This is a genomic window from Phycicoccus sp. Soil802 (assembly GCF_001429605.1).
Lineage (GTDB): Bacteria > Actinomycetota > Actinomycetes > Actinomycetales > Dermatophilaceae > Pedococcus.
In genome coordinates, this window is sequence record NZ_LMSS01000006.1 from 51944 (window position 1) to 72246 (window position 20303).

18 protein-coding genes are annotated in these 20303 nt (G+C 72.4%); all 18 read right to left on the minus strand.

The features are described 5' to 3' along the window. Window positions 1–22: 22 nt before the first annotated feature. The 18 genes from ASG91_RS14270 to pyrR all read right to left on the minus strand — a co-directional run bounded on the left by ASG91_RS14270 (window position 23) and on the right by pyrR (window position 20154). The gene (locus ASG91_RS14270) at window positions 23–1576 is read right to left on the minus strand and encodes an RsmB/NOP family class I SAM-dependent RNA methyltransferase (protein ID WP_056923330.1); all 1554 of its coding nucleotides are present in this window, start codon (window positions 1574–1576) and stop codon (window positions 23–25) included. Continuing rightward, window positions 1569–2507, minus strand: coding sequence for a methionyl-tRNA formyltransferase (gene fmt / locus ASG91_RS14275; RefSeq protein ID WP_056923331.1), 939 nt, complete (start codon window positions 2505–2507; stop codon window positions 1569–1571). Before fmt ends, ASG91_RS14270 begins: the two co-directional genes overlap by 8 nt. Continuing rightward, a complete protein-coding gene (gene def, locus ASG91_RS14280) occupies window positions 2507–3052 on the minus strand; it encodes a peptide deformylase (RefSeq protein WP_056923332.1) in 546 nt (181 codons plus the stop codon). Before def ends, fmt begins: the two co-directional genes overlap by 1 nt. 37 nt (window positions 3053–3089) lie before the next feature. Continuing rightward, window positions 3090–5159, minus strand: coding sequence for a primosomal protein N' (locus tag ASG91_RS14285; RefSeq protein WP_082594209.1), 2070 nt, complete (start codon window positions 5157–5159; stop codon window positions 3090–3092). Window positions 5160–5186: 27 nt separating this feature from the next. Beyond that, entirely contained in the window at window positions 5187–6407 is a 1221-nt protein-coding gene (gene metK, locus ASG91_RS14290) for a methionine adenosyltransferase (RefSeq protein ID WP_056923333.1), read from the minus strand. 114 nt (window positions 6408–6521) lie between these two features. Continuing rightward, window positions 6522–7808, minus strand: coding sequence for a phosphopantothenate--cysteine ligase family flavoprotein (locus tag ASG91_RS14295; RefSeq protein ID WP_056923334.1), 1287 nt, complete (start codon window positions 7806–7808; stop codon window positions 6522–6524). An 11-nt stretch (window positions 7809–7819) separates the two neighbouring features. Continuing rightward, window positions 7820–8083, minus strand: coding sequence for a DNA-directed RNA polymerase subunit omega (gene rpoZ, locus ASG91_RS14300; RefSeq protein ID WP_056923335.1), 264 nt, complete (start codon window positions 8081–8083; stop codon window positions 7820–7822). A gap of 68 nt (window positions 8084–8151) precedes the next feature. Further along, window positions 8152–8688, minus strand: coding sequence for a guanylate kinase (gene gmk / locus ASG91_RS14305; RefSeq protein WP_235543675.1), 537 nt, complete (start codon window positions 8686–8688; stop codon window positions 8152–8154). 44 nt (window positions 8689–8732) lie between these two features. Beyond that, window positions 8733–9050, minus strand: coding sequence for an integration host factor, actinobacterial type (gene mihF, locus ASG91_RS14310; protein ID WP_056923337.1), 318 nt, complete (start codon window positions 9048–9050; stop codon window positions 8733–8735). Window positions 9051–9182: 132 nt separating this feature from the next. Next, on the minus strand, window positions 9183–10073 hold the full coding sequence (gene pyrF, locus ASG91_RS14315) for an orotidine-5'-phosphate decarboxylase (RefSeq protein ID WP_371262055.1): 891 nt from the start codon (window positions 10071–10073) through the stop codon (window positions 9183–9185). Beyond that, window positions 10070–11032, minus strand: a complete 963-nt coding sequence (locus ASG91_RS14320) for a dihydroorotate dehydrogenase (RefSeq protein WP_056923339.1) — start codon at window positions 11030–11032, stop codon at window positions 10070–10072. Before ASG91_RS14320 ends, pyrF begins: the two co-directional genes overlap by 4 nt. After that, entirely contained in the window at window positions 11032–11940 is a 909-nt protein-coding gene (locus ASG91_RS14325; RefSeq protein ID WP_082594210.1) for a dihydroorotate dehydrogenase electron transfer subunit, read from the minus strand. The genes ASG91_RS14320 and ASG91_RS14325 overlap by 1 nt, the downstream gene beginning before the upstream one ends. Beyond that, on the minus strand, window positions 11937–15287 hold the full coding sequence (gene carB / locus ASG91_RS14330) for a carbamoyl-phosphate synthase large subunit (RefSeq protein WP_056923340.1): 3351 nt from the start codon (window positions 15285–15287) through the stop codon (window positions 11937–11939). Before carB ends, ASG91_RS14325 begins: the two co-directional genes overlap by 4 nt. Further along, window positions 15287–16486 (minus strand): glutamine-hydrolyzing carbamoyl-phosphate synthase small subunit, encoded by a 1200-nt coding sequence (gene carA, locus ASG91_RS14335; RefSeq protein WP_056923341.1) that lies wholly within the window; start codon window positions 16484–16486, stop codon window positions 15287–15289. Before carA ends, carB begins: the two co-directional genes overlap by 1 nt. Then, window positions 16483–17109, minus strand: a complete 627-nt coding sequence (locus ASG91_RS14340; RefSeq protein WP_056923342.1) for a hypothetical protein — start codon at window positions 17107–17109, stop codon at window positions 16483–16485. The genes carA and ASG91_RS14340 overlap by 4 nt, the downstream gene beginning before the upstream one ends. Then, window positions 17106–18395 carry a dihydroorotase gene (locus ASG91_RS14345; RefSeq protein ID WP_056923343.1) on the minus strand — a complete coding sequence of 430 codons (1290 nt, stop codon included), beginning with the start codon at window positions 18393–18395 and terminating at the stop codon, window positions 17106–17108. The genes ASG91_RS14340 and ASG91_RS14345 overlap by 4 nt, the downstream gene beginning before the upstream one ends. After that, complete coding sequence (locus ASG91_RS14350) at window positions 18392–19543, minus strand: aspartate carbamoyltransferase catalytic subunit (protein ID WP_082594211.1); 1152 nt, start codon at window positions 19541–19543, stop codon at window positions 18392–18394. Before ASG91_RS14350 ends, ASG91_RS14345 begins: the two co-directional genes overlap by 4 nt. Continuing rightward, window positions 19540–20154, minus strand: a complete 615-nt coding sequence (gene pyrR, locus ASG91_RS14355; RefSeq protein ID WP_082594212.1) for a bifunctional pyr operon transcriptional regulator/uracil phosphoribosyltransferase PyrR — start codon at window positions 20152–20154, stop codon at window positions 19540–19542. The genes ASG91_RS14350 and pyrR overlap by 4 nt, the downstream gene beginning before the upstream one ends. Between the last annotated feature and the right edge of the window lie 149 nt (window positions 20155–20303).

Here is a 20303-nt window from a genome sequence, read left to right on the forward strand (position 1 = left end):
GCCGGCGACCGGCCACTCCGGGTCAGCCCTTCTTGCGCAAGAGCGCCAGGAACATCCCGTCGGTACCGTGCACGTGCGGCCACAGCTGAACGGTCGGCCCCGTTCCCGGCACGACGACCTGCCCGCCGTCGGCCCCCCGCACGAACTCGCGGGCGTCGAGGAGCTCGACGTCGGTGCGTCGTTTGGTCACGTCACCCACGACGAACGACGTCTCGGCCAGGTGCGGGCTGCAGGTCGCGTAGGCGATGACCCCGCCGTCAGCAGTGGCGTCGATCGCGGAAGCGAGCAGCTCGCGCTGGAGCTTGCCCAGGTCGGCGAGGTCGGCCGGCGTGCGTCGCCACCTCGCCTCCGGGCGACGACGCAGGGCACCGAGCCCGGTGCAGGGGGCGTCGACCAGCACCCGGTCGTAGCGGCCTGGGTCGTCCTCCCCCACCACCCGTCCGTCGCGGGTGCGCACGGTGACCGACCGGCCCTCGGTGCGCGCCCTGGCGATGGCGGGGCGCAGCGTCTGCCGGACCAGGTCGGCACGGTGCTGGCTGACCTCGTTGGCGGTCAGGTCGGCGCCCGCCTCGATGGCCAGGCCGGCCAGCAGGCCGGCCTTGCCACCGGGTCCGGCGCAGAGGTCGAGCCACTGCTCGGGGTTCGCGGAGCGCGCGCCCGTGCGCGTCACGGGCACGGCCGCCAGGGCCAGCGCGACCAGCTGCGAGCCCTCGTCCTGCACCGCGGCGCGTCCCTCACGCACCGCGGGTATGCCGCCCGGGTCGCCTCCCTCGAGCACCGCACCGACCGGTGAGAGCGGCGAGGCGGACGCCCCGGCGTCGACGAGCTCACTGACGGTGGCCAGCCCCGGTCGGGCGACCAGCGAGACCTTGGCCGGCGCGTTGTCCGACGTCACCAGGGCGGTGAGCTCGGCGTCGACGGTATCAGCGGTCGCGGCGCCGTGGCCGAGCAGCGCGGCGCGCAGGGCCTTGACGATCCACTCCGGGTGCGACTGCTCGACGGCCAGCTGGGCGCTGAGCTCGCCCGACGGGACGACCTCCGCCAGCCAGGCGTCGAGGTCGCGTTCGCTGACCCGTCGCATGACGGCGTTGACGAACCCCGCCGCCCCCGCACCGTTGACCTTGCGCGCAAGACCGACGGTCTCGTCGACCGCCGCGTGGGTCGGCACGCGCATGCCCAGGAGCTGGTGCGCACCAAGCCGGAGCGTGTCGAGGACGTTGGGGTCGATCTTGTCGAGGGTCCGGCCGGCCGCCACGGCGATGATCGGGTCGTAGAGCCCGTGCATCCGGACCGCGCCGTAGACGAGCTCGGTCGTGAAGGCCGCATCGCGCCCCTGGATGCCCCGGTCGCGCAGCACCTTGGGGAGCTCGAGGTTGGCGTAGGCGCCGTCGGCGACGGCCCGCAGGACGGTGTACGCCGCGAGCCGCTGCGGGTCACCGCCACGGTTCCGCTCGCTCGGCCGCTGAGCGGAGCGTTCCCGGCCACCGTGCGCGCGCTCGGGCCGCTGCCGACCCTTGGCGTTGCGCCGACCGCCGTCGCCGTCCCGTCGGGGGCCGCGTGATCCCTGCTCACTCATGGCTGAACCGCTCTCCCGCGTCGATCCGGACGCCACGGGCCCAGTCGGCCGCGGCCATCTCCTTCTTGCCGTGCGGCTGCACCGCCGAGAGGCGCACCACGCCACTGGCGGTGCCGACGTGCACCTCATGCTTCCCGGCGGCGAGCTCCCCCGGGGCGAGGGGCGACCCGTCATACCCGGGCTCGAGGAGCACGGGAGCGAGCTTGACGCGGGTGTCACGGAAGGTCGACCACGCGCCGGGTGCCGGGGTGCACCCGCGCACCTGGCGGTCGACGGCCGCCGCCGGACGGTCCCAGCGCACCTGCGCGTCGGCGACCTCGATCTTGGGGGCGAGCGACACCCCGTCAGCAGCCTGTGGGACCGGCGTCAGGGAGCCGTCGGCGAGCCCGTCCATCGTGGCGAGCAGCAGTCCCGCACCCCCCTCGGCGAGCCGGCCGAGCAGGTCGCCCGCCGTGTCGCGGGGGCGGATGCGCTCGGTCATCACGCCGAACACCGGACCGGTGTCGAGACCGGCCTCGATGAGGAAGGTCGAAGCACCGGTCACCTCGTCGCCCGCCATCACGGCGTGCTGCACCGGCGCGGCGCCGCGCCAGGCGGGCAACAGCGAGAAGTGCAGGTTGACCCAGCCGTGCCGGGGTATGTCGAGCGCGACCTGCGGGATCAGCGCGCCGTAGGCGACCACCGGGCACGCGTCGGGCGCGAGCTCGCGCAGCCGGTCGAGGAAGTCGGGGTCACGGGGCCGGTCGGGGGTCAGCACCTCGATGCCGAGCTCCTCGGCTCGCTGGCGCACCGGGGACGTCACGACTGCGCGGCCCCGCCCGGCCCGGGCGTCAGGGCGGGTGACGACGGCGACCACCTCGTGGGGCGAGGCCACCAGGGCGTCGAGCGACGGCACCGCCGCCGCGGGGGTGCCGGCGAAGACCAGCCGCATCACATGCCCCGGCCGAAGGTGGCGTGCGGGCTGACCTTGACCACGGGGGTCGTGCCACCACCCCAGTCGGCCTCGCGGATCGCCCGCATGGCCACCTTGCGCTGCTCCCGGTCCATCCGGTCGATGAAGAGGATCCCGTCGAGGTGGTCGGTCTCGTGCTGGAGGCAGCGGGCCAGCAGCTCGGACCCCTCGACCACCACCGGCTCTCCGAACTGGTTGAAGCCCTTGGCCACCGTGCGCAAGGCCCGGGGCGTCTCGAACCGGAGTCCGGGGAAGGACAGGCAGCCCTCCTCGCCCTCCTGCAGCTCGGTCGACAGGTCGAGGTCGGGGTTGACCAGGTGGCCCAGCTCGCCGTCGACCCAGTAGGTGAACACCCGCAGCCCGACGCCGATCTGCGGGGCCGCCAACCCTGCCCCCGGCGCGTCCACCATCGTCTCGGTCAGGTCCTTCACGAGCTGACGCAGCTCCCGGTCGAAGTCCACGACGGGCGCCGCGGGCGTGCGGAGGACGGGATCGCCGAAGAGGCGGATGTTCTGGATCGACACGCGCAGCAGTCTAGGCGGGGGGTGGTGTGGGTCATCCTCAGGTGGCTGGGTCGCGGGGGTCCATCCGCACCTGGACCGAGGACTTCTCCTTGCGGGCACTGCGGATCGACCGCATCGCCGCCAACGACTCGGCGAGCGCCGCCCGCTGGTCCAGGGGGCACCGCAGGAGCATCCGAACGGCGTCGTCGGCCACCTGGAGGGGGCCGAGTCGGTCGACTCCCTCAGGGAGCTGGGCCAGCCGGAGAGCCGCCTCGACGGCCCGGCGCTCACCGGTGACCGCGGCCAGGGCCACGGTCGGAGGCAGCGCCAGCTCGCGACGGTCGGCGAGCTCGCGGCCCGCGAACCACGCGGGATCCCAGCGGACCAGGGCCTCGACGACCGGCAGGGTCGTGTGGCTGGGGGCACCGCACAGGACCACCTGCCCACCGTCGAGGGCGCCACGCGTGAGGGCGGCCGCGGCGGTCCAGCGGCGCAGGGCCTCCTCGCCCGCGTCCAGGGTGGGCCGGTCGAGACTGGCCCAGCCGTCGAGCAGCAGGCACGCGGCATACCCGCCCTCGGCGACGGGCTCGGCACCCGGGGTGGCGATGACGAGGGCAGGTGTCGCCGCCACCCGCTCGAGCACCGCCCCGGCACCGGAGGTGTGCACCGGCACCCCGGGGAAGGCCCGGCCCAGCTCCTCGGCGGTGCGTCGGGCGCCGACGACCGACGAACGCAGCTCGCGACCCCCGCAGTGCCGACACTCGAACCGACCCACGCCGCGACCGCACCAGCGGCAGGCCGGCTCGGCCTGGCGGGAGCCCAGCGCGACCGGGCCGCCGCAGTGGCCGCAGCGCACGGCGGTGCGGCAGGTCTGGCAGGACAGGGAGGGCACGTAGCCGCGGCGCGGCACCTGGACGAGCACCGGGCCGGACTCCAGGGCGGCCTTGGCCGTGCGCCACGCGATCGACGGCAGGTGGGCCGAGGCGGCCGCGGCATCGCGCTCGACCTCGACTCCCTCGCCGGCGACCTGGACCCGCGGGACCACCCCGCGCACGGAGGCGCCGGCGATGACGCGCAGGTCGCCGGTCTCGACGAGGCGCTGCACGGCCGCGGTGCGGGTGAAGCCACCGGAGAGCACCGCGGCGCCCTCCACCCTCGCCCGGGTCAGCAGCACGTCACGGACGTGCGGATAGGGCGCGCGGGGCTCGTCGAGCAGGTCGTCGCCGTCGTCCCACCACGCGACCAGACCCAGGTCGCGCACGGGTGCGAAGGCCGCTGCCCGGGTGCCGACCACGACCGACACGTGGCCGCGCAGCACCTTGAGCCAGGCGGTGTAGCGGGCCTGCGGACCCTGGTCGGCGGTGAGGCGGACGTGGCGGCCCGGACCGAGGGCGGCGGTGAGCGCAGCGTCCACCCGGGCGACGTCGCGGTGGTCGGGGACGACCAGCACGCTGCCCCGGCCGGCGGCCAGGGTGGCGGCGGCAGCGGCGGCCAGCGCAGCCGGCCAGTCCTGCTCGGGAGACACGGTCGGCAGCGCCAGCCACGAGGCAGCCGGGGACTCCCCCGCCGCGAGCCGGGCCAGGTAGGCCGGCCCCGCGGCATACCTGCTCCAGGCCGGGCTGGCGACGGCTGGCGCCGGGAGGGGGTCGGGGGTGGGCGCCTCGAGGGCGAGGGCCTTCTCGGCCGCCGCGTGCCGCGGCGGGACGGCCAGTCGGAGCACGTCACCGAGGGTGCCCGCGCACGCCGCGGCGACCTCGGTGGCCACCTGCAGCTGCGTCGGCGTCAGCACCGGCTCGGCCGACACCACCCGACGGATGGGCGCGAGCCGTCCCTCGTGCTCGGCCTGCGGCTGCCTGCCGACCACGAACCCGTCGAGGTCCTGCCCGGCGAACCGCACCTTGACCCGGACACCCGGCACGGCCGTCTCGGCCAGCGCCTCGGGCACGAGGTACTCGAACGGACGCGCGAGGTGGGCCAGCCCGGTGTCGACCACGACCGAGGCCACCGGGTCGGTGGACGCGGTGGCCTGGTCGGTGGTGCGGGGCGGGCGGGCGGGCTTGGCCAGGGCAGAGCGGATCAGCGCCAGCTGTTCGCCGGCCTGCTCACCGGGTCCGCCCTGTCCACTCACGGGAGCGAACCTAGCGAACGGGTCCGACTAGCCCTTGACTGCCTTCTGCAGGTCCTCGACGCGGTCGGTCCGCTCCCAGGTGAAGGGGTTGTCGACGCCGGCGGCCACGGTGCGACCGAAGTGGCCGTACGCAGCGGTCGGCTTGTAGATCGGGCGCAGCAGGTCGAGGTCGTGGACCAGGGCGCCGGGGCGCAGGTCGAAGACCGACGAGATGGCGGCCTGGATCTTGTCGACCGGCACCGACTCGGTGCCGAAGGTCTCCACGTAGAGACCGACCGGCTGCGCCTTGCCGATGGCGTAGGCGACCTGGACCTCGCAGCGGCGGGCGAGCCCGGCGGCGACGACGTTCTTGGCGACCCAGCGCATGGCGTAGGCGGCCGAGCGGTCGACCTTCGACGGGTCCTTGCCGGAGAAGGCGCCGCCACCGTGGCGGGACATGCCGCCGTAGGTGTCGACGATGATCTTGCGACCGGTGAGGCCGGCGTCACCCATGGGGCCACCGATGACGAAGTTGCCGGTGGGGTTGATCAGGGTGCGGTAGCTCGACACGTCGAGGTCGGTGCCCTCGTCGGCGAGCTCGGCCAGCACCGGCTTGATCACGTGCTCGATGATGTCGGGGGCCAGGAGGCCCTCGAGCGAGATGTCCTCGGCGTGCTGCGTGGACAGCACGACGGTGTCGAGCCGGACCGCCTTGTCGCCGTCGTAGCCGATGGTGACCTGGGTCTTGCCGTCGGGGCGCAGGTAGGCGACGTCGCCGCTCTGGCGGACCGCGGTGAGGCGCTCGGCCAGGCGGTGCGCGAGGTGGATCGGCAGCGGCATGAGCTCTGCGGTGTCCTCGCAGGCGTAGCCGAACATCAGGCCCTGGTCGCCGGCGCCCTGCTTGTCGAGCGGGTCCACGCCACCGGTGCGGTTCTCGTAGGCGGTGTCGACACCCTGCGCGATGTCGGGGCTCTGCTGCCCGATCGACACCTCGACGCCGCACGAGGCCCCGTCGAAGCCCTTGGTGGACGAGTCGTAGCCGATGCCCAGCACGGTGTCGCGGACGATCTTGGGGATCTCCACGTAGGCCTCGGTGGTGACCTCACCCGCGACGTGCACGAGGCCGGTGGTCACCATCGTCTCGACCGCGACCCGGCTGCCCGGGTCCTGGCTCAGCATGGCATCGAGGATCGAGTCGGAGATCTGGTCGCAGATCTTGTCCGGGTGACCCTCGGTGACGGACTCGGACGTAAAGAGGCGTGCAGACACTCAAATCTCCTTCGGGGCGGCAATCGCTGTCGATGCTGGCTGTGCTGTCGGTACGGTGCTGACAAGGGGCCGCGGCGACGGGCACGGCTGCGCGACCCCGAGAGTGTACCTAGGTCAGAGGATCTCCTGTACGGCGTCCCACACAGCGGCGGCGACGACCTCCTTGGAGGCCGGGCCGGCGTCGACGACGTGGCTCGACCCCTGGCGCAGGATGTGCACCGTGTTGTCGTCGAGGCCGAAGGTCTTGTCGAGGCCCACCTCGTTGACCACGAGCAGGTCGCACCCCTTGCGGGCCAGCTTGGCGCGGCCGTGCTGCAGCACCCCGCCCTGCTCGTCACCGGTCTCGGCGGCGAACCCCACGATGACCGGCGTGGCCTCCTCGCCGCGCGCCTCGACCAGCCCGGCGAGGACGTCGGGGTTGCGCACCAGCGTGATGGTCGGAGCGGCGTCGGGGTCGGCCGGGTCGTGCGTCTTCTTGATCTTGGCGTCGGTGTAGTGCGCCGGGCGGAAGTCGGCCACGGCAGCAGCCATCACGACGACGTCGGCGTCCTTGGCGGCGCGCTCCACGGCAGCCTGCAGCTCGAGGGCGGTCGACACCGGCACGACGGTGACCCCGGGAGGCGCGACGAGGGAGGTGTTCGCGGCGACCAGGGTCACCGAGGCACCCCGGCTCGCGGCCACGGCAGCGAGGGCGTACCCCTGCTTGCCCGAGCTGCGGTTGCCGAGGTAGCGCACCGGGTCGAGCGGCTCACGGGTGCCACCGGCGGACACGACGACGCTGCGACCGGCGAGCTCCGAAGTGGTGGCCTCAGTCCGTGCCGAAACGTCCGGAGATCCGGGTGTTTCGCTTCCAACACCGGTGTGGGGGGCGGGATGGGCGAGGATCCGCTCGCACACGGCATACAGGGCCTCGGGCTCGGGGAGCCGCCCCGGACCGGTGTCGGCGCCGGTGAGGCGCCCCGATGCCGGCGGGATGATGTGTATGCCGCGTTCGGCCAGCGTGGAGACGTTCGCCTGGGTGGCCGCGTGCTCCCACATCTCGGTGTGCATCGCCGGGGCCATCACCACCGGGCAGCGGGCCGTCAGCAGGACGTTGGTCAGCAGGTCGCCGGCCAGCCCGTGGGCGGCCTTGGCGAGCAGGTCGGCGGTGGCGGGGGCCACGACCACGAGGTCGGCGGTCTGGCCCAGCCGGACGTGCGGCACCTCGTGCACGGAGTCCCAGACCCCGGTGTGCACAGGCTTGCCCGACAGCGCCTCCCACGTGGGGGCGCCGACGAACTGCAGCGCCGAGGCGGTGGGCACGACCGTGACGTCGTGTCCAGCCTCGGTGAACAGGCGCAACAGGGAGCAGGCCTTGTAGGCGGCGATGCCACCACTGACCCCGAGGACGATGCGCGCCATGGGGGTGGGGCTCAGCCCTCGATCGGCTCGGAGGTGACCAGACCCTCGTTGATCTCACGCAGCGCGATGGACATCGGCTTCTCGTGGACCTGGCTGTCGACCAGCGGGCCGACGTGCTCGAGCAGGCCCTCCTGCAGCTGGGAGTAGTAGGCGTTGATCTGGCGGGCGCGCTTGGCTGAGTAGATGACCAGGGCGTACTTGGAGTCGGCCTTGGTCAGCAGGTCGTCGATCGGCGGGTTGGTGATGCCGATCGGGTTGGCGACGGTTCCAGACACAGGGGTGCTCAATTCTTTTGGGGGTGACTCAGCTTCTAGACGGTTCACTCGGCTTCTGACCTCGGAGGTCAGTGCGATCGCATCAATGATACGAGTTCTTCGGCCGCACGACGAACGTCGTCGTTGACGATGGTCACGTCGAACTCGTCCTCGGCGGCCATTTCGACCTTCGCGGTCTCCAGCCGACGGGTGCGTTCCGCCTCGTCCTCGGTGCCGCGGCCGACCAGCCGACGGACCAGCTCGTCCCAGCTGGGAGGAGCGAGGAAGACGAACAGGGCCTCCGGCATGGTGGCCCGCACCTGGCGCGCGCCCTGCAGGTCGATCTCCAGCAGCGCCATCCGGTGGTCGCGCAGCGCCTGCTCGACGGGGGCCCGCGGCGTGCCGTAGTGGTTGAACCCGTGCACGACGGCCGACTCGAGCAGCTCGCCGTCCCGCTCCATCCGGGCGAACTCGTCGGTGTCGACGAAGTGGTAGTGGGTGCCCTCGACCTCGCCGGGGCGGGGACTGCGGGTCGTGGCGCTCACGGAGAGCCAGACCTCGGGGAAGTGGTCTCGCACGTAGGCGGACAGGGTGCCCTTGCCCACCGCGGTGGGACCGGCGAGCACGACGAGCCGCCTCGGGCGGTCCTCGCCTGGGGGAACCGGCTGGCTCACGCCTCGTCGAAGCGCGTGAGCAGAGCCGAGATCTGGTTGGCGCCGAGACCACGGACGCGGCGGCTCTCGGAGATGCCGACCTCCTCCATGATCTGGCGGGCGCGGACCCGGCCGACGCCGGGCATCGACTCCAGCAGCGCGGAGACCTTCATCTTCCCGACGACCTCGTTGGCCTTGCCGTCGGTGATGACCTCCTTGAGGGAGCCTTGGGCGTACTTCAGCCGGTTCTTGACGGCCGCACGCTCACGGCGGGCTACTGCAGCCTTCTCGAGGGCCGCGGCACGCTGCTCCGGGGTCAACGGGGGAAGGGCCACGGTGGTACTCCTTGCAGGCAGATCGGCACGTACTTCGTGTCAGATGGGTATCGCGGTGGTGCCTTCCGACAATAGCAACCGACCAGCGGGGTTTCGCGTCGAGGTCGGCCCGGCGCGCCCTGCCGAGGGCCGTCAGCGCAGCAAGGCGGCCAGCGAGGCGCTGGTCTGCAGGGCGCGGTCACGCAGGGCGGCGACCTCCGGTCCGGCCGTCAGGACCTCACGGCTGCTGGCCGGCAGGACGTTCGGGAGCGCGTCGCCGAAGACCCGGCGCAGGTCGTCCGTGGTGCCCCCCTGGGCACCGACACCCGGTGACAGCAGGGGTCCGTTGACTGCGGCGAGGTCGAGCTGGAGCTCCTGGACCGCCGACCCCACGGTGGCGCCGACGACGAGGCCGACGCTCCCCAGCTCCCCGCGGGCCGCCGCCGCGGCGTTCTCGGCGGCTGCCGAAATGACCATGCTCTCAGCGACGCTCGTGTCGCGCAGTCGGGCGTGTTGCACCGAGCGCCCCTCCGGGTTGGACGTGAGCGCGAGCACGAAGACCCCGCGGTGGGTCTGCGCCGCCAGGTCCAGGGCCGGCCGCAGCGACTCGAAGCCCAGGTAGGGGCTGACCGTCAGGGCGTCTCCGGGGGCGACGGCGTCCTTGCCGAGGTAGGCCTCGGCATAGGCCGCCATGGTCGAGCCGATGTCGCCGCGCTTGGCATCGAGGATGACCAGGGTGCCGGCCTCGCGCAGGGCGGCGATGGCGGCCTCGAGGATGGCGACGCCTCGCGACCCGAAGACCTCGAAGAACGCGGACTGCGGCTTCACGACGCCCACGTGGCCGGCGAAGGCCTCGACACAGGCGTCGGTGAACCGCGCCAGGCCGTCGAGGTCGTAGCCGAGGCCCCACGACTCGACCAGCGCGCGATGCGGGTCGATGCCCGCGCAGAGCGGGCCGTGGGTGTCGGTGGTGGCGCGCAGCCGCTGCCCGAAGGTCAGTCCGGTCATGATCGTGTCCGTGGTCGTGTCTGTGCTTGCACTCATGCTCGTGCCACCCTCCCGTGGGCCACACCGACGGCGTCGGTGAACCGCTCGAATCCCTTGTCCTCCAGGAGCCCGGCCAGCTCCCGGCCCACGCGCACCGGGGCGCTGGGGTCGTTGAAGGTCGCCGTGCCCACCTGGACTGCACTGGCTCCGGCGGCGACCAGCTCCAGGGCGTCGCGTCCGGTGCGCACTCCCCCGACGCCGATGATCGGCACCGTGGGCAGCCGGCCCTCGAGCATCGCTGCCCGGGTCTGCCAGATCGCGCGGACCGCGACCGGGCGGACCGCCGGCCCGGAGAGACCCCCGGTGACCCCGGCCACCTGCGGCCGGAGCCGGTCGGTGTCGATGACCATGCCGAGCAGGGTGTTGATCATGGTGAGCCCGTCGGCGCCGGCCTTCACGCAGGCCTGGGCGACACTGACGATGTCGGTCACGTCGGGGGTCAGCTTGGCGAAGATCGGCACGTCGCGCGGCAGCTGCTCGCGGACCAGGGCGACCACCTTGGCGCTGGCCATCGGGTCGCAGGCGAAGACCAGCCCGCGGTTGGCGACGTTGGGGCACGAGATGTTGACCTCGACGCCCACCACGGCGTCGAAGGCGTCGCTGGCCCGCAGGGTCGCCGCCACGTCGGCGAACTCGCCGCTGGTGTTGCCGGCGATGGACACGAGGGTGCGCGCCCCGGCCTGCTTCAGCCAGGCGAGGTCCTGGTCGACGAACGCCGAGATGCCCGGCCCCTGGAGCCCGATGGAGTTGAGCATCCCCGACGGGGTCTCGGCCATCCGTGGGGTGCCGCGCCCGGAGCGCGGGTCGGCCATCACGGACTTGGTCACGAAGGCGCCGAGCTCACGGATGTCGAAGAACCGGGCCAGCTCGCGCCCGTTCGCCGCACAGCCGGAGGCGGTCATCATCGGGCTCGGCAGGGTCGCGGCGCCGAGCGGCACCGACATGTCTACCGGCATCAGTGACCACCCACCCGAGGAGCACCGACGGCGTCGGCAGGCACGCGGCACAGCCCGTCCGAGAACGCGTCCCAGCGCACCCGGTCGCCGCGGAAGACCGGGCCCTCGACGCACGAGCGCACCATGCGGGTCGTCCCATCCTTCCCGGCCACCGGCATCACGCAGGTCATGCAGACGCCCACCCCGCACGCCATCGACTCCTCGACCGCGACCTGCGCGACGGCACCCTCGGCCGTCGCGATGTCGGTGATCGACCTGAGCATCCCCATCGGCCCGCAGCCGTAGACCACGGCCGCACCGGTCCGCCGGATGACCATGGGGAGCACGTCGGACACCCAGCCCTTGTTGCCGGCCGAGCCGTCGTCGGTGGTGACGGTCACGCCGTCGGCGAAACGGCGGGCCTCGACGACGCCGAACAGCTTCGACTCCGTGGCAGCGCCGAGCACCATCTCGACATGGCAGCCACGCTCGCGCAGCGCCCCCGCGAGCCAGAAGAGCGGCGCGCTGCCGTAGCCACCGCCGACCAGCACGCACGCCACCGGCTCGCTGGGCAGCGGGAACGGGCGGCCGAGCGGCCCGACGATGTCGACCTCGTCGTGGGCGCGCAGGGTGCTGAGCCACTCGGTCCCGGCCCCGACCGCGGAGATCACCACGTCGACCGTGCCGCCGTAGGTGCCGGACGGGCTCACCTTGTGGATCGAGAAGCACCGTCGCAGGAGGTTCGCGCTGGTGTCGCCACCGACTGCCAGGGCCACGAACTGGCCGGGGCGGGCCAGCTCGGCCAGCCCGGGGGCCACGAAGGTGAGGTGGTGGTAGGCGCCGGCTCGGCGGGTGGCGATCAGCTCACCGGTCACCTGGACGACGCCGGACCCCTCGACCCGGGTATGCCGCGTGCTCGCCTCGCTCACGCGGCACCCCCTGCCGTGGCGACGGGCTGCCTGGGCGGTGCACCCACTCCGGTGCCGACCCCGTAGAGGTCGAGGTCGCGGGCGTGCTCCTGGAGCGGCTTCACGGTGAACTCGCCCTGCATCTGGGCCTCGATGCCCTGCACGGCGGCGGCCAGCTCCTGGACCGTGGTGACGATGGGCTTGTCCATCGAGGTCGTGGCCGCCCGGATCGCGTAGCCGTCGGCGCGGGCGTTGGGGCCGCTCGGCGTGTTGACCACCATGGCGATCTGGCCGTCGAGGATCAGGTCGACGATGCTGGAGTCGCCGTCCAGCCGCTCACTGTGCTTGTGGACGACTTCGGACGGGATCCCGTTGCGCCGCAACACATCTGCGGTGCCCGTGGTTGCGACGATGGTGAAGCCGAGGTCGGCGAGCCGCTTGACCGGGAAGATCATCGCCCGCTTGTCGCGGTTGGCCACCGAGACGAAGATCTTGCCCTCGCGCGGCAGACCGGAGCCGGCCGCGAGCATGCCCTTGGCGAAGGCCGTGCCGAAGTCCTGGTCGATGCCCATGACCTCGCCGGTGGAACGCATCTCGGGCCCCAGCAGGCTGTCGACGACCTGGCCGTCCTTGGTGCGGAACCGCTTGAACGGCAGGACCGCCTCCTTGACCGCGACCGGGGCGTGGCTCGGCATCGAGCCGCCGTCGCCGTGCGGCGGCAGCAGGCCCTCCTCGCGCAGCTCCTTGATGGTGGCGCCGAGCATCACGCGGGCCGCTGCCTTGGAGACCGGCACCCCGGTGGCCTTGGCGACGAACGGCACCGTCCGAGACGCCCGGGGGTTGGCCTCCAGCACGTAGAGGATGTCCTGCGCGAGGGCGAACTGGACGTTCATCAGCCCGCGCACGCCGATCCCCTGCGCGAGCTTGAGGGTGGCCTCGCGGACCCGCTCGAGCTCGGCGACCCCGAGGGTCACGGGCGGCAGGGTGCAGGCCGAGTCGCCGGAGTGGATGCCGGCCTCCTCGATGTGCTCCATGATCCCGCCGAGGTACATGTCGGTGCCGTCGTAGATCGCGTCGACGTCGATCTCGATCGCGTCGTCGAGGAAGCGGTCGACCAGCACCGGGTGTTCCGGGCTTGCGACGGTGGCCCGGGTGACGTAGGTGGCCAGCGTCTCGTCGTCGTAGACGATCTCCATGCCGCGTCCGCCGAGCACGTAGGAGGGCCGCACCAGCACGGGGTAGCCGATCTCCCGCGCCACCTCGACCGCCTCGGCGGCGCTGTAGGCCGTGCCGTGCTTGGGCGCCGGCAGCTGCGCCTCGGCGAGCACCCGCCCGAAGGCCCCACGGTCCTCGGCGAGGTCGATCGCCTCGGGGCTGGTGCCCACGATCGGCACACCGGCCTCCTTGAGCGCCTTGGCGAGCCCGAGCGGCGTCTGGCCACCGAGCTGCACGATGACGCCGGCCACCGGGCCGGCCTGCTGCTCGGCGTGCACGACCTCGAGGACGTCCTCGAGGGTCAGCGGCTCGAAGTAGAGGCGGCTGCTCGTGTCGTAGTCGGTGGAGACGGTCTCGGGGTTGCAGTTCACCATCACCGTGTCGTAGCCGGCGTCGCGGAGGGCGAAGCTGGCGTGCACGCAGGAGTAGTCGAACTCGACGCCCTGGCCGATCCGGTTGGGGCCGCTGCCGAGGATGAGGACCGCGGGCTTCTCGCGCGGCGCGACCTCGGTCTCCTCGTCGTAGGCGCTGTAGTGGTACGGCGTGGTCGCGGCGAACTCGGCCGCGCAGGTGTCGACGGTCTTGTACACCGGGCGCACCCCGAGGGCGTGCCGCACGCCGCGGACGACCGCCTCCGGCATACCCCTCAGGGAGGCGAGCTGGGCGTCGCTGAAGCCGTGCTTCTTGGCCAGCCGCAGCAGGGCCGGCGTGAGCTCGGGCGCCGCCGCGACGCGGTCGGCGATGGCGTTGATGAGGGCCATCTGGTCCAGGAACCACGGGTCGATGCCGGTGGCCTCGTGGACCTCCTCGACCGAGAGCCCACCGCGCATCGCCTGCTGCACGGTGACGATCCGGCCGTCGGTCGGCGTCCGCGCCGTGTGCAGGAAGGTGCGGGCCTGCTCCTCGCTGGGGGTCAGCCCCTCCCAGTGGAACGTGCTGCCCTTGCGCTCCAACGAGCGCAGCGCCTTCTGGAGCGCCTCGGTGAAGTTGCGGCCGATCGCCATCGCCTCGCCGACGGACTTCATCGTCGTCGTGAGGGTCGGGTCGGCGGCGGGGAACTTCTCGAAGGCGAACCGCGGCACCTTGACCACGACGTAGTCGAGGCTCGGCTCGAACGACGCGGGGGTCTCGCGGGTGATGTCGTTGGGCACCTCGTCGAGCGTGTAGCCGATGGCCATCTTCGCGGCGATCTTGGCGATCGGGAAGCCGGTCGCCTTGGACGCCAGCGCCGAGCTGCGCGAGACCCGCGGGTTCATCTCGATGACGATGATCCGGCCGTCGACCGGGTTGACCGCGAACTGGATGTTGCAGCCACCGGTGTCGACGCCGACCTCGCGGATGACCGCGATGCCGATGTCACGCAGCCGCTGGTACTCGCGGTCGGTCAGGGTGAGTGCCGGGGCCACGGTGATCGAGTCGCCGGTGTGCACGCCCATCGGGTCGAGGTTCTCGATGGAGCAGACCACCACGACGTTGTCGGCGTGGTCGCGCATCACCTCGAGCTCGTACTCCTTCCACCCGGTGATCGACTCCTCGAGGAGCACCTCGGTCACGGGCGAGTACTGCAGGCCGGCACCGGCGATGCGGCGCAGGTCGGTCTCGTCGTAGGCGAAGCCGGACCCGAGGCCACCCATCGTGAACGACGGGCGGACGACGACCGGGTAGCCGAGCTGCGTTGCGGCGCTGAGGCATTCGTCCATGGAGTGGCAGATGACCGACTTGGCCGACTCGGCACCACAGCGCTCGACGACCCCCTTGAACTTCTCGCGGTCCTCGCCGAGCTGGATCGCCTCGACGTTGGCCCCGATGAGCGGGCAGTCGTACTTCTCCAGGACCCCGGACTCGTGCAGCGAGATCGCACAGTTGAGGGCGGTCTGGCCACCGAGGGTCGCCAGGACCGCGTCGGGACGCTCGCGCGCGATGATCGCCTCAACCACCTCCGGGGTGATCGGCTCGACGTAGGTGGCGTCGGCGAACTCCGGATCGGTCATGATCGTCGCCGGGTTGGAGTTCACCAGGATGACGCGGATGCCCTCCTCGCGCAGCACCCGGCAGGCCTGCGTGCCGGAGTAGTCGAACTCGCAGGCCTGACCGATGACGATCGGCCCCGACCCGATGACGAGCACGCTCTTGATGTCTTCCCGCTTCGGCATCAGGCGCCGCTTCCCTTCTCGTTGTTGCTCATCAGCTCTACGAACCGGTCGAAGAGGTAGGCCGCGTCGTGCGGACCGGCGGCCGCCTCCGGGTGGTACTGGACCGAGTAGGCCGGCAGGTCGAGGCACTCCAGGCCCTCGACCACGTCGTCGTTGAGGCACACGTGCGACACCTTCACCCGCCCGTATGCCGTGCCGTCGGCATCGGCGGGCGCCGTCACCTCGCGGTCGGTCGGGGCGTCGACGGCGAACCCGTGGTTGTGGGCGGTCACCTCGACCTTGCCGGTGGTCCGGTCCAGCACCGGCTGGTTGATGCCGCGGTGGCCGTACTTCAGCTTGTAGGTGCCGAAGCCCAGCGCCCGGCCGAGCAGCTGGTTGCCGAAGCAGATGCCGAAGAACGGGATCCGCGCGTCGAGCACCTGGCGCAGCACCGCGACCTCCGCGTCGGCGGTGGCGGGGTCGCCGGGGCCGTTGGAGAAGAAGACGCCGTCCGGGCCGTGCTCCCCCACTGCCCTGATGTCGTCGATGGTGGCGGTGGCCGGCAGCACGTGCACCTCGATGCCGTGCTGGGCCATGAGGGTGGGCGTCATCGCCTTGATGCCGAGGTCGAGGGCGGCGACGGTGAACCGCCGCTCCCCCACGGCCGGCACGACGTAGGCCTCGTCGGTGCTGACCTCGGCGGCCAGGGCCGCACCCTTCATGAGCGGCGCCTCCTGGACCGCCGCGACCAGCTCGGCCGCGGACCGCTCCGACTGCTCGCCGGAGAAGATGCCCACGCGCATCGCGCCGCGCTCGCGCAGGTGGCGGGTCAGCGCCCGGGTGTCGATCCCGCTGATGCCGACCACGCCCTGCTCGACCAGCGCGTCCTCGAGTGAGCGCTGCGACCGCCAGTTGGAGGGACGCAGGGCCGGGTCACGCACGACGTAGCCGGCGACCCAGATCCGGCCGGACTCGGCGTCCTCGTCGTTCATGCCGGTGTTGCCCACGTGCGGTGCCGTCATCACGACGACCTGGCGGTGGTAGCTCGGGTCGGTCAGCGTCTCCTGGTAGCCGCTCATCCCCGTGTTGAACACGGCCTCCCCGACGGTCTGCCCGGTCGCCCCGTAGGCGTCCCCCCGGAAGGTGCGGCCGTCCTCGAGGACGAGCACGGCGGGGGCCCGGTCCAGGCCGAGGTCGAACCCAGTGGCAACGGCGCTCATGATGTCGTCTTTCCGGTGGTGTCGGGCTGTTCGTCGTCGGTGGTGCCGGGCAGTTCGTCGTCGGTGGGGTCGGTGCTGTCGGTGGCGTCGCCGGTGTGCCACCACAGGGCCGACTCGACCCGTTCGACGTCGGCCTTGTAGCGGGGCAGGAAGCCGGTCTCGTAGAGGTCGCCGTTCTCGGCCCGCCACTGGAGCACGACGAGGCGGTTGCCGCCGACGAACTTGCCGACCATGCCCCGCTCGCGCCGGGCCGAGCGCAGGCGGGCCGCGGGGATGACCACCGTCGCCTCGCCCTGTCGGTCGATGCGCACCAGCTCGTCGGCGTCACCCCGGCTCACGATGAGGGTGGCCTTGGCGCGGTTGCCGAGCCCCTCCACGGTGACCCGCTCCAGCCGGTTCTCGGCCGTGGTGGTGCTGACGTAGGTGCCCTCCACGATGACCTGCGCGGGCTTCTCCTTCAGGGCGGGCGCCTCGAGGGAGTGGTCGCGGGTCGTCCGGCTGCGCTCCGCGGCGATCGCCGCGGACTCGTGCTGGTGGCGCTTGCGCACCCACGCGGCATACAGGAGGGCGTAGATCAGCCCGAGGGCCACGAGCATGACGCCGACGGCTTGCAGACGGGTCACGCGATGGCTCCCTTCTGGGCGGTGACGCGGCCGCCGAAGACCGTGGCGTGCACGGCGCCCTGGAGGGTGCGGCCGTGCCAGGGGTTGTTGCGGGACAGCGAGAGCGAGGCGCTGCGGTCGACCGTCACCGTGGCGGTCGGGTCGACCAGCGTCAGGTGGGCCGGCGACCCCGCGGCGAGGGCCTGTCCGTGGGAGGTCAGCCCGGCGATCCGGGCCGGTGCCTGCGACATCACCCGAGCCACGCCCGCCCAGTCGAGCAGGCCACTGCCGACCATCACGTCGCTCACCACGGACAGCGCCGTCTCGAGCCCGAGCATGCCGAACGCCGCGTCGACGAACGCGTGCTCCTTGTCGTGCCGGGCGTGCGGCGCGTGGTCGGTGGCCACCGCGTCGATGGTGCCGTCGGCGAGCGCGGCGCGCAGGGCGTCGACGTCCTCCTGCGGCCGCAGCGGCGGGTTCACCTTGTAGGTGGGGTCGTAGCCGGTGAGGAGGTCGGTGGTGAGGACGAGGTGGTGCGGGGTGACCTCGGCGGTGACGGCGATCCCCTGGGCCTTGGCCCACCGGATGACCTCGACCGTGCCGGCGGTCGACACGTGCGCGACGTGGACCCGCGAGCCGGTGTGCCGCGCGAGCATGACGTCGCGGGCCACGATCGACTCCTCGGCGATGCCCGGCCAGCCCGGCAGCCCGAGCCGGCCGGAGAGCTCGCCCTCGTGGGCGCAGGCGTGCGGACCCGCGAGGTGGGGGTCCTGCGCGTGCTGCGAGACGACGCCGCCGAAGGCTCGGACGTACTCCAGCGCCCGGCGCATGACCCGCGAGTCGTGCACGCAGTGGCCGTCGTCGGAGAAGACCGTCACGCGGGCCCGTGAGCGGTGCATCAGCCCGAGCTCGGCGAGCTCCTCGCCGGCCAGGCCCTTGGTGACCGCACCGACCGGCACGACGTCGACCAGCCCGGCGGCCCGGCCCAGGTCGAGGATCCGCTCGGCCGCCTCCGCGGTGTCGGTGACCGGGCTGGTGTTGGCCATGGCGAGGATCGCGGTGAAGCCACCGACCGCGGCAGCAGCAGAACCGGACGCGATCGTCTCCGCGTCCTCCCGGCCGGGCTCGCGCAGGTGGGTGTGCAGGTCGACCAGCCCGGGCAGCGCCACCAGGCCGTCGGCGTCGAGGACGTCGGCGCCCTTGGCCGAGCGGATCGTGCCGACCTCGACGATCCGGCCGTCCTCGACGAGCAGGTCCTGGGCCCCCGCTCCCGCGAGGTCCGCTCCGGTGACCAGCAGCGTGCTCATGCGGTGCCTTCCTCTGCTGTGCTTGCGCCGGCACTCCTCGGCGCTGCGGGCCTTGCTCGTCCGTCGCTCGTGTCCGCCCACGCGGAGCGTGGGACCCGCCGCTGGTCGTCGTTGCCGGAGAGCAGGTGGTAGAGGACGCTCATCCGCACCGCGACCCCGGCGCTGACCTGGTCGAGGATGAGCGACTGCGCGGCGTCTGCGGCGTCCGCGCCGATCTCGAGGCCACGGTTCATCGGACCCGGGTGGCAGATGACGACGTCGGGGTTCGCGGCGACGAGGGTGTCGAGCCGGGGCCGGGTCAGGCCGTAGCCGACGGTGTACTCGCGGGCGGTCGGGAAGAAGCCCCCGCTCATCCGCTCGCGCTGGACCCGGAGCATCATCACCGCGTCGGCGCTGGGCAGGACGGCGTCGAAGTCGTGGGTGAGGTCGAACCCCTCGGCCCGGGCCCACGCCGTGATGCCGCTGGGCATCAGGGTCGGCGGCGCGACGAGCGTGACGCGGGCGCCGAGGGTCTTGAGCGTGATCAGGTTGGAGCGCACGACCCGCGAGTGGGTGAGGTCGCCGACGATGAGGACGTGCCGCCCCTCGAGGCTGCCGAGTCGGCGCTCCATCGTGTAGGCGTCGAGCAGGGCCTGGGTCGGGTGCTCGTGCATGCCGTCACCGGCGTTGATGACGTGGGCGTCGACCCACTGGCTGACCTGGTGGGCCGCGCCGCTGGCGTGGTGCCGGATGACCAGGGCGTCGACGCCCATCGCGGCGACGGTCAGGACGGTGTCGCGCAGGGACTCGCCCTTGGAGGTGGAGGAGCCCTTGCCGCTGATGTTGATGACGTCGGCCGACAGCCACTTGCCGGCGATCTCGAACGAGCTGCGGGTGCGGGTGGAGTCCTCGAAGAAGAGGTTGACCACCGTGCGGCCGCGCAGCGTCGGGAGCTTCTTCACCTCGCGTTGCTGCACCCCGTGCATCTCCGCGGCGGTGTCGAGGATGGCCCGCACCTGGTCGAGCGAGAGGTCCGCGGAGGACAACAGGTGGCGGCGACCGCGGGGACCGTCCGCCGCAGCGAGGGGCGTCGCGGTGGGGCCGGTCGTGGTGGGGGCGGCAGCATTGGTGGAGGCGGCAGCGCTGGTGGTGGCGGTGCTGGGGGTCATCGGGTCTCCCCTCCGGCGATGGTGACCTGGTCCTCGACGTGGTCGGGCTCGCTCAGCCGCACCCGGACCTTCTCGCTGCTCGACGTCGGGAGGTTCTTGCCGACGTGGTCCGCGCGGATCGGCAGCTCACGGTGGCCGCGGTCGACCAGCACGGCGAGACGCACGATCCTGGGGCGGCCGAGGTCGGAGAGGGCATCGAGTGCGGCCCGGACGGTGCGGCCGGAGTAGAGCACGTCGTCCACCAGCACCACGACCTTGTCGTCGATCCCGGTCGGCGGGATGTCGGTGTGCATCGGGCTGCGGGTGGGCTGGCGACGCAGGTCGTCGCGGTGCATGGTCACGTCGAGCGCACCGACCGCGACCGGGGTGCCCTCGACCTCCTCGATCAGCGCCGCGAGCCGGCGCGCCAGCGCGACCCCGCGGGTCGGGATGCCGAGGACCACGAGGTCGGCTGCGCCCTTGTTGTGCTCGAGAATCTCGTGGGCGATCCGCCGCAGCACGCGGGCGATGTCGGACTCGGTCATCACCGAGCGGGAGTCGTCGGCGGGGACGGCTTCGGGGGCGGGAGCCGTGGGCTCGACCGCCGAGGGTGCAGCAAAGTCAGGACGCATCGCGTCAGGACCTCCTTCCCTGCCTCACAGGACAGGTCGTTAAAGGATGTCGTTCGCGGGCGACTCTACCTCGTGTCGTGGGCCCGCGGCATACCGGCCCACCGAAGGGGGGACGCAGCAAAGGCAACTCGTGCCAGAACTGGCACGAA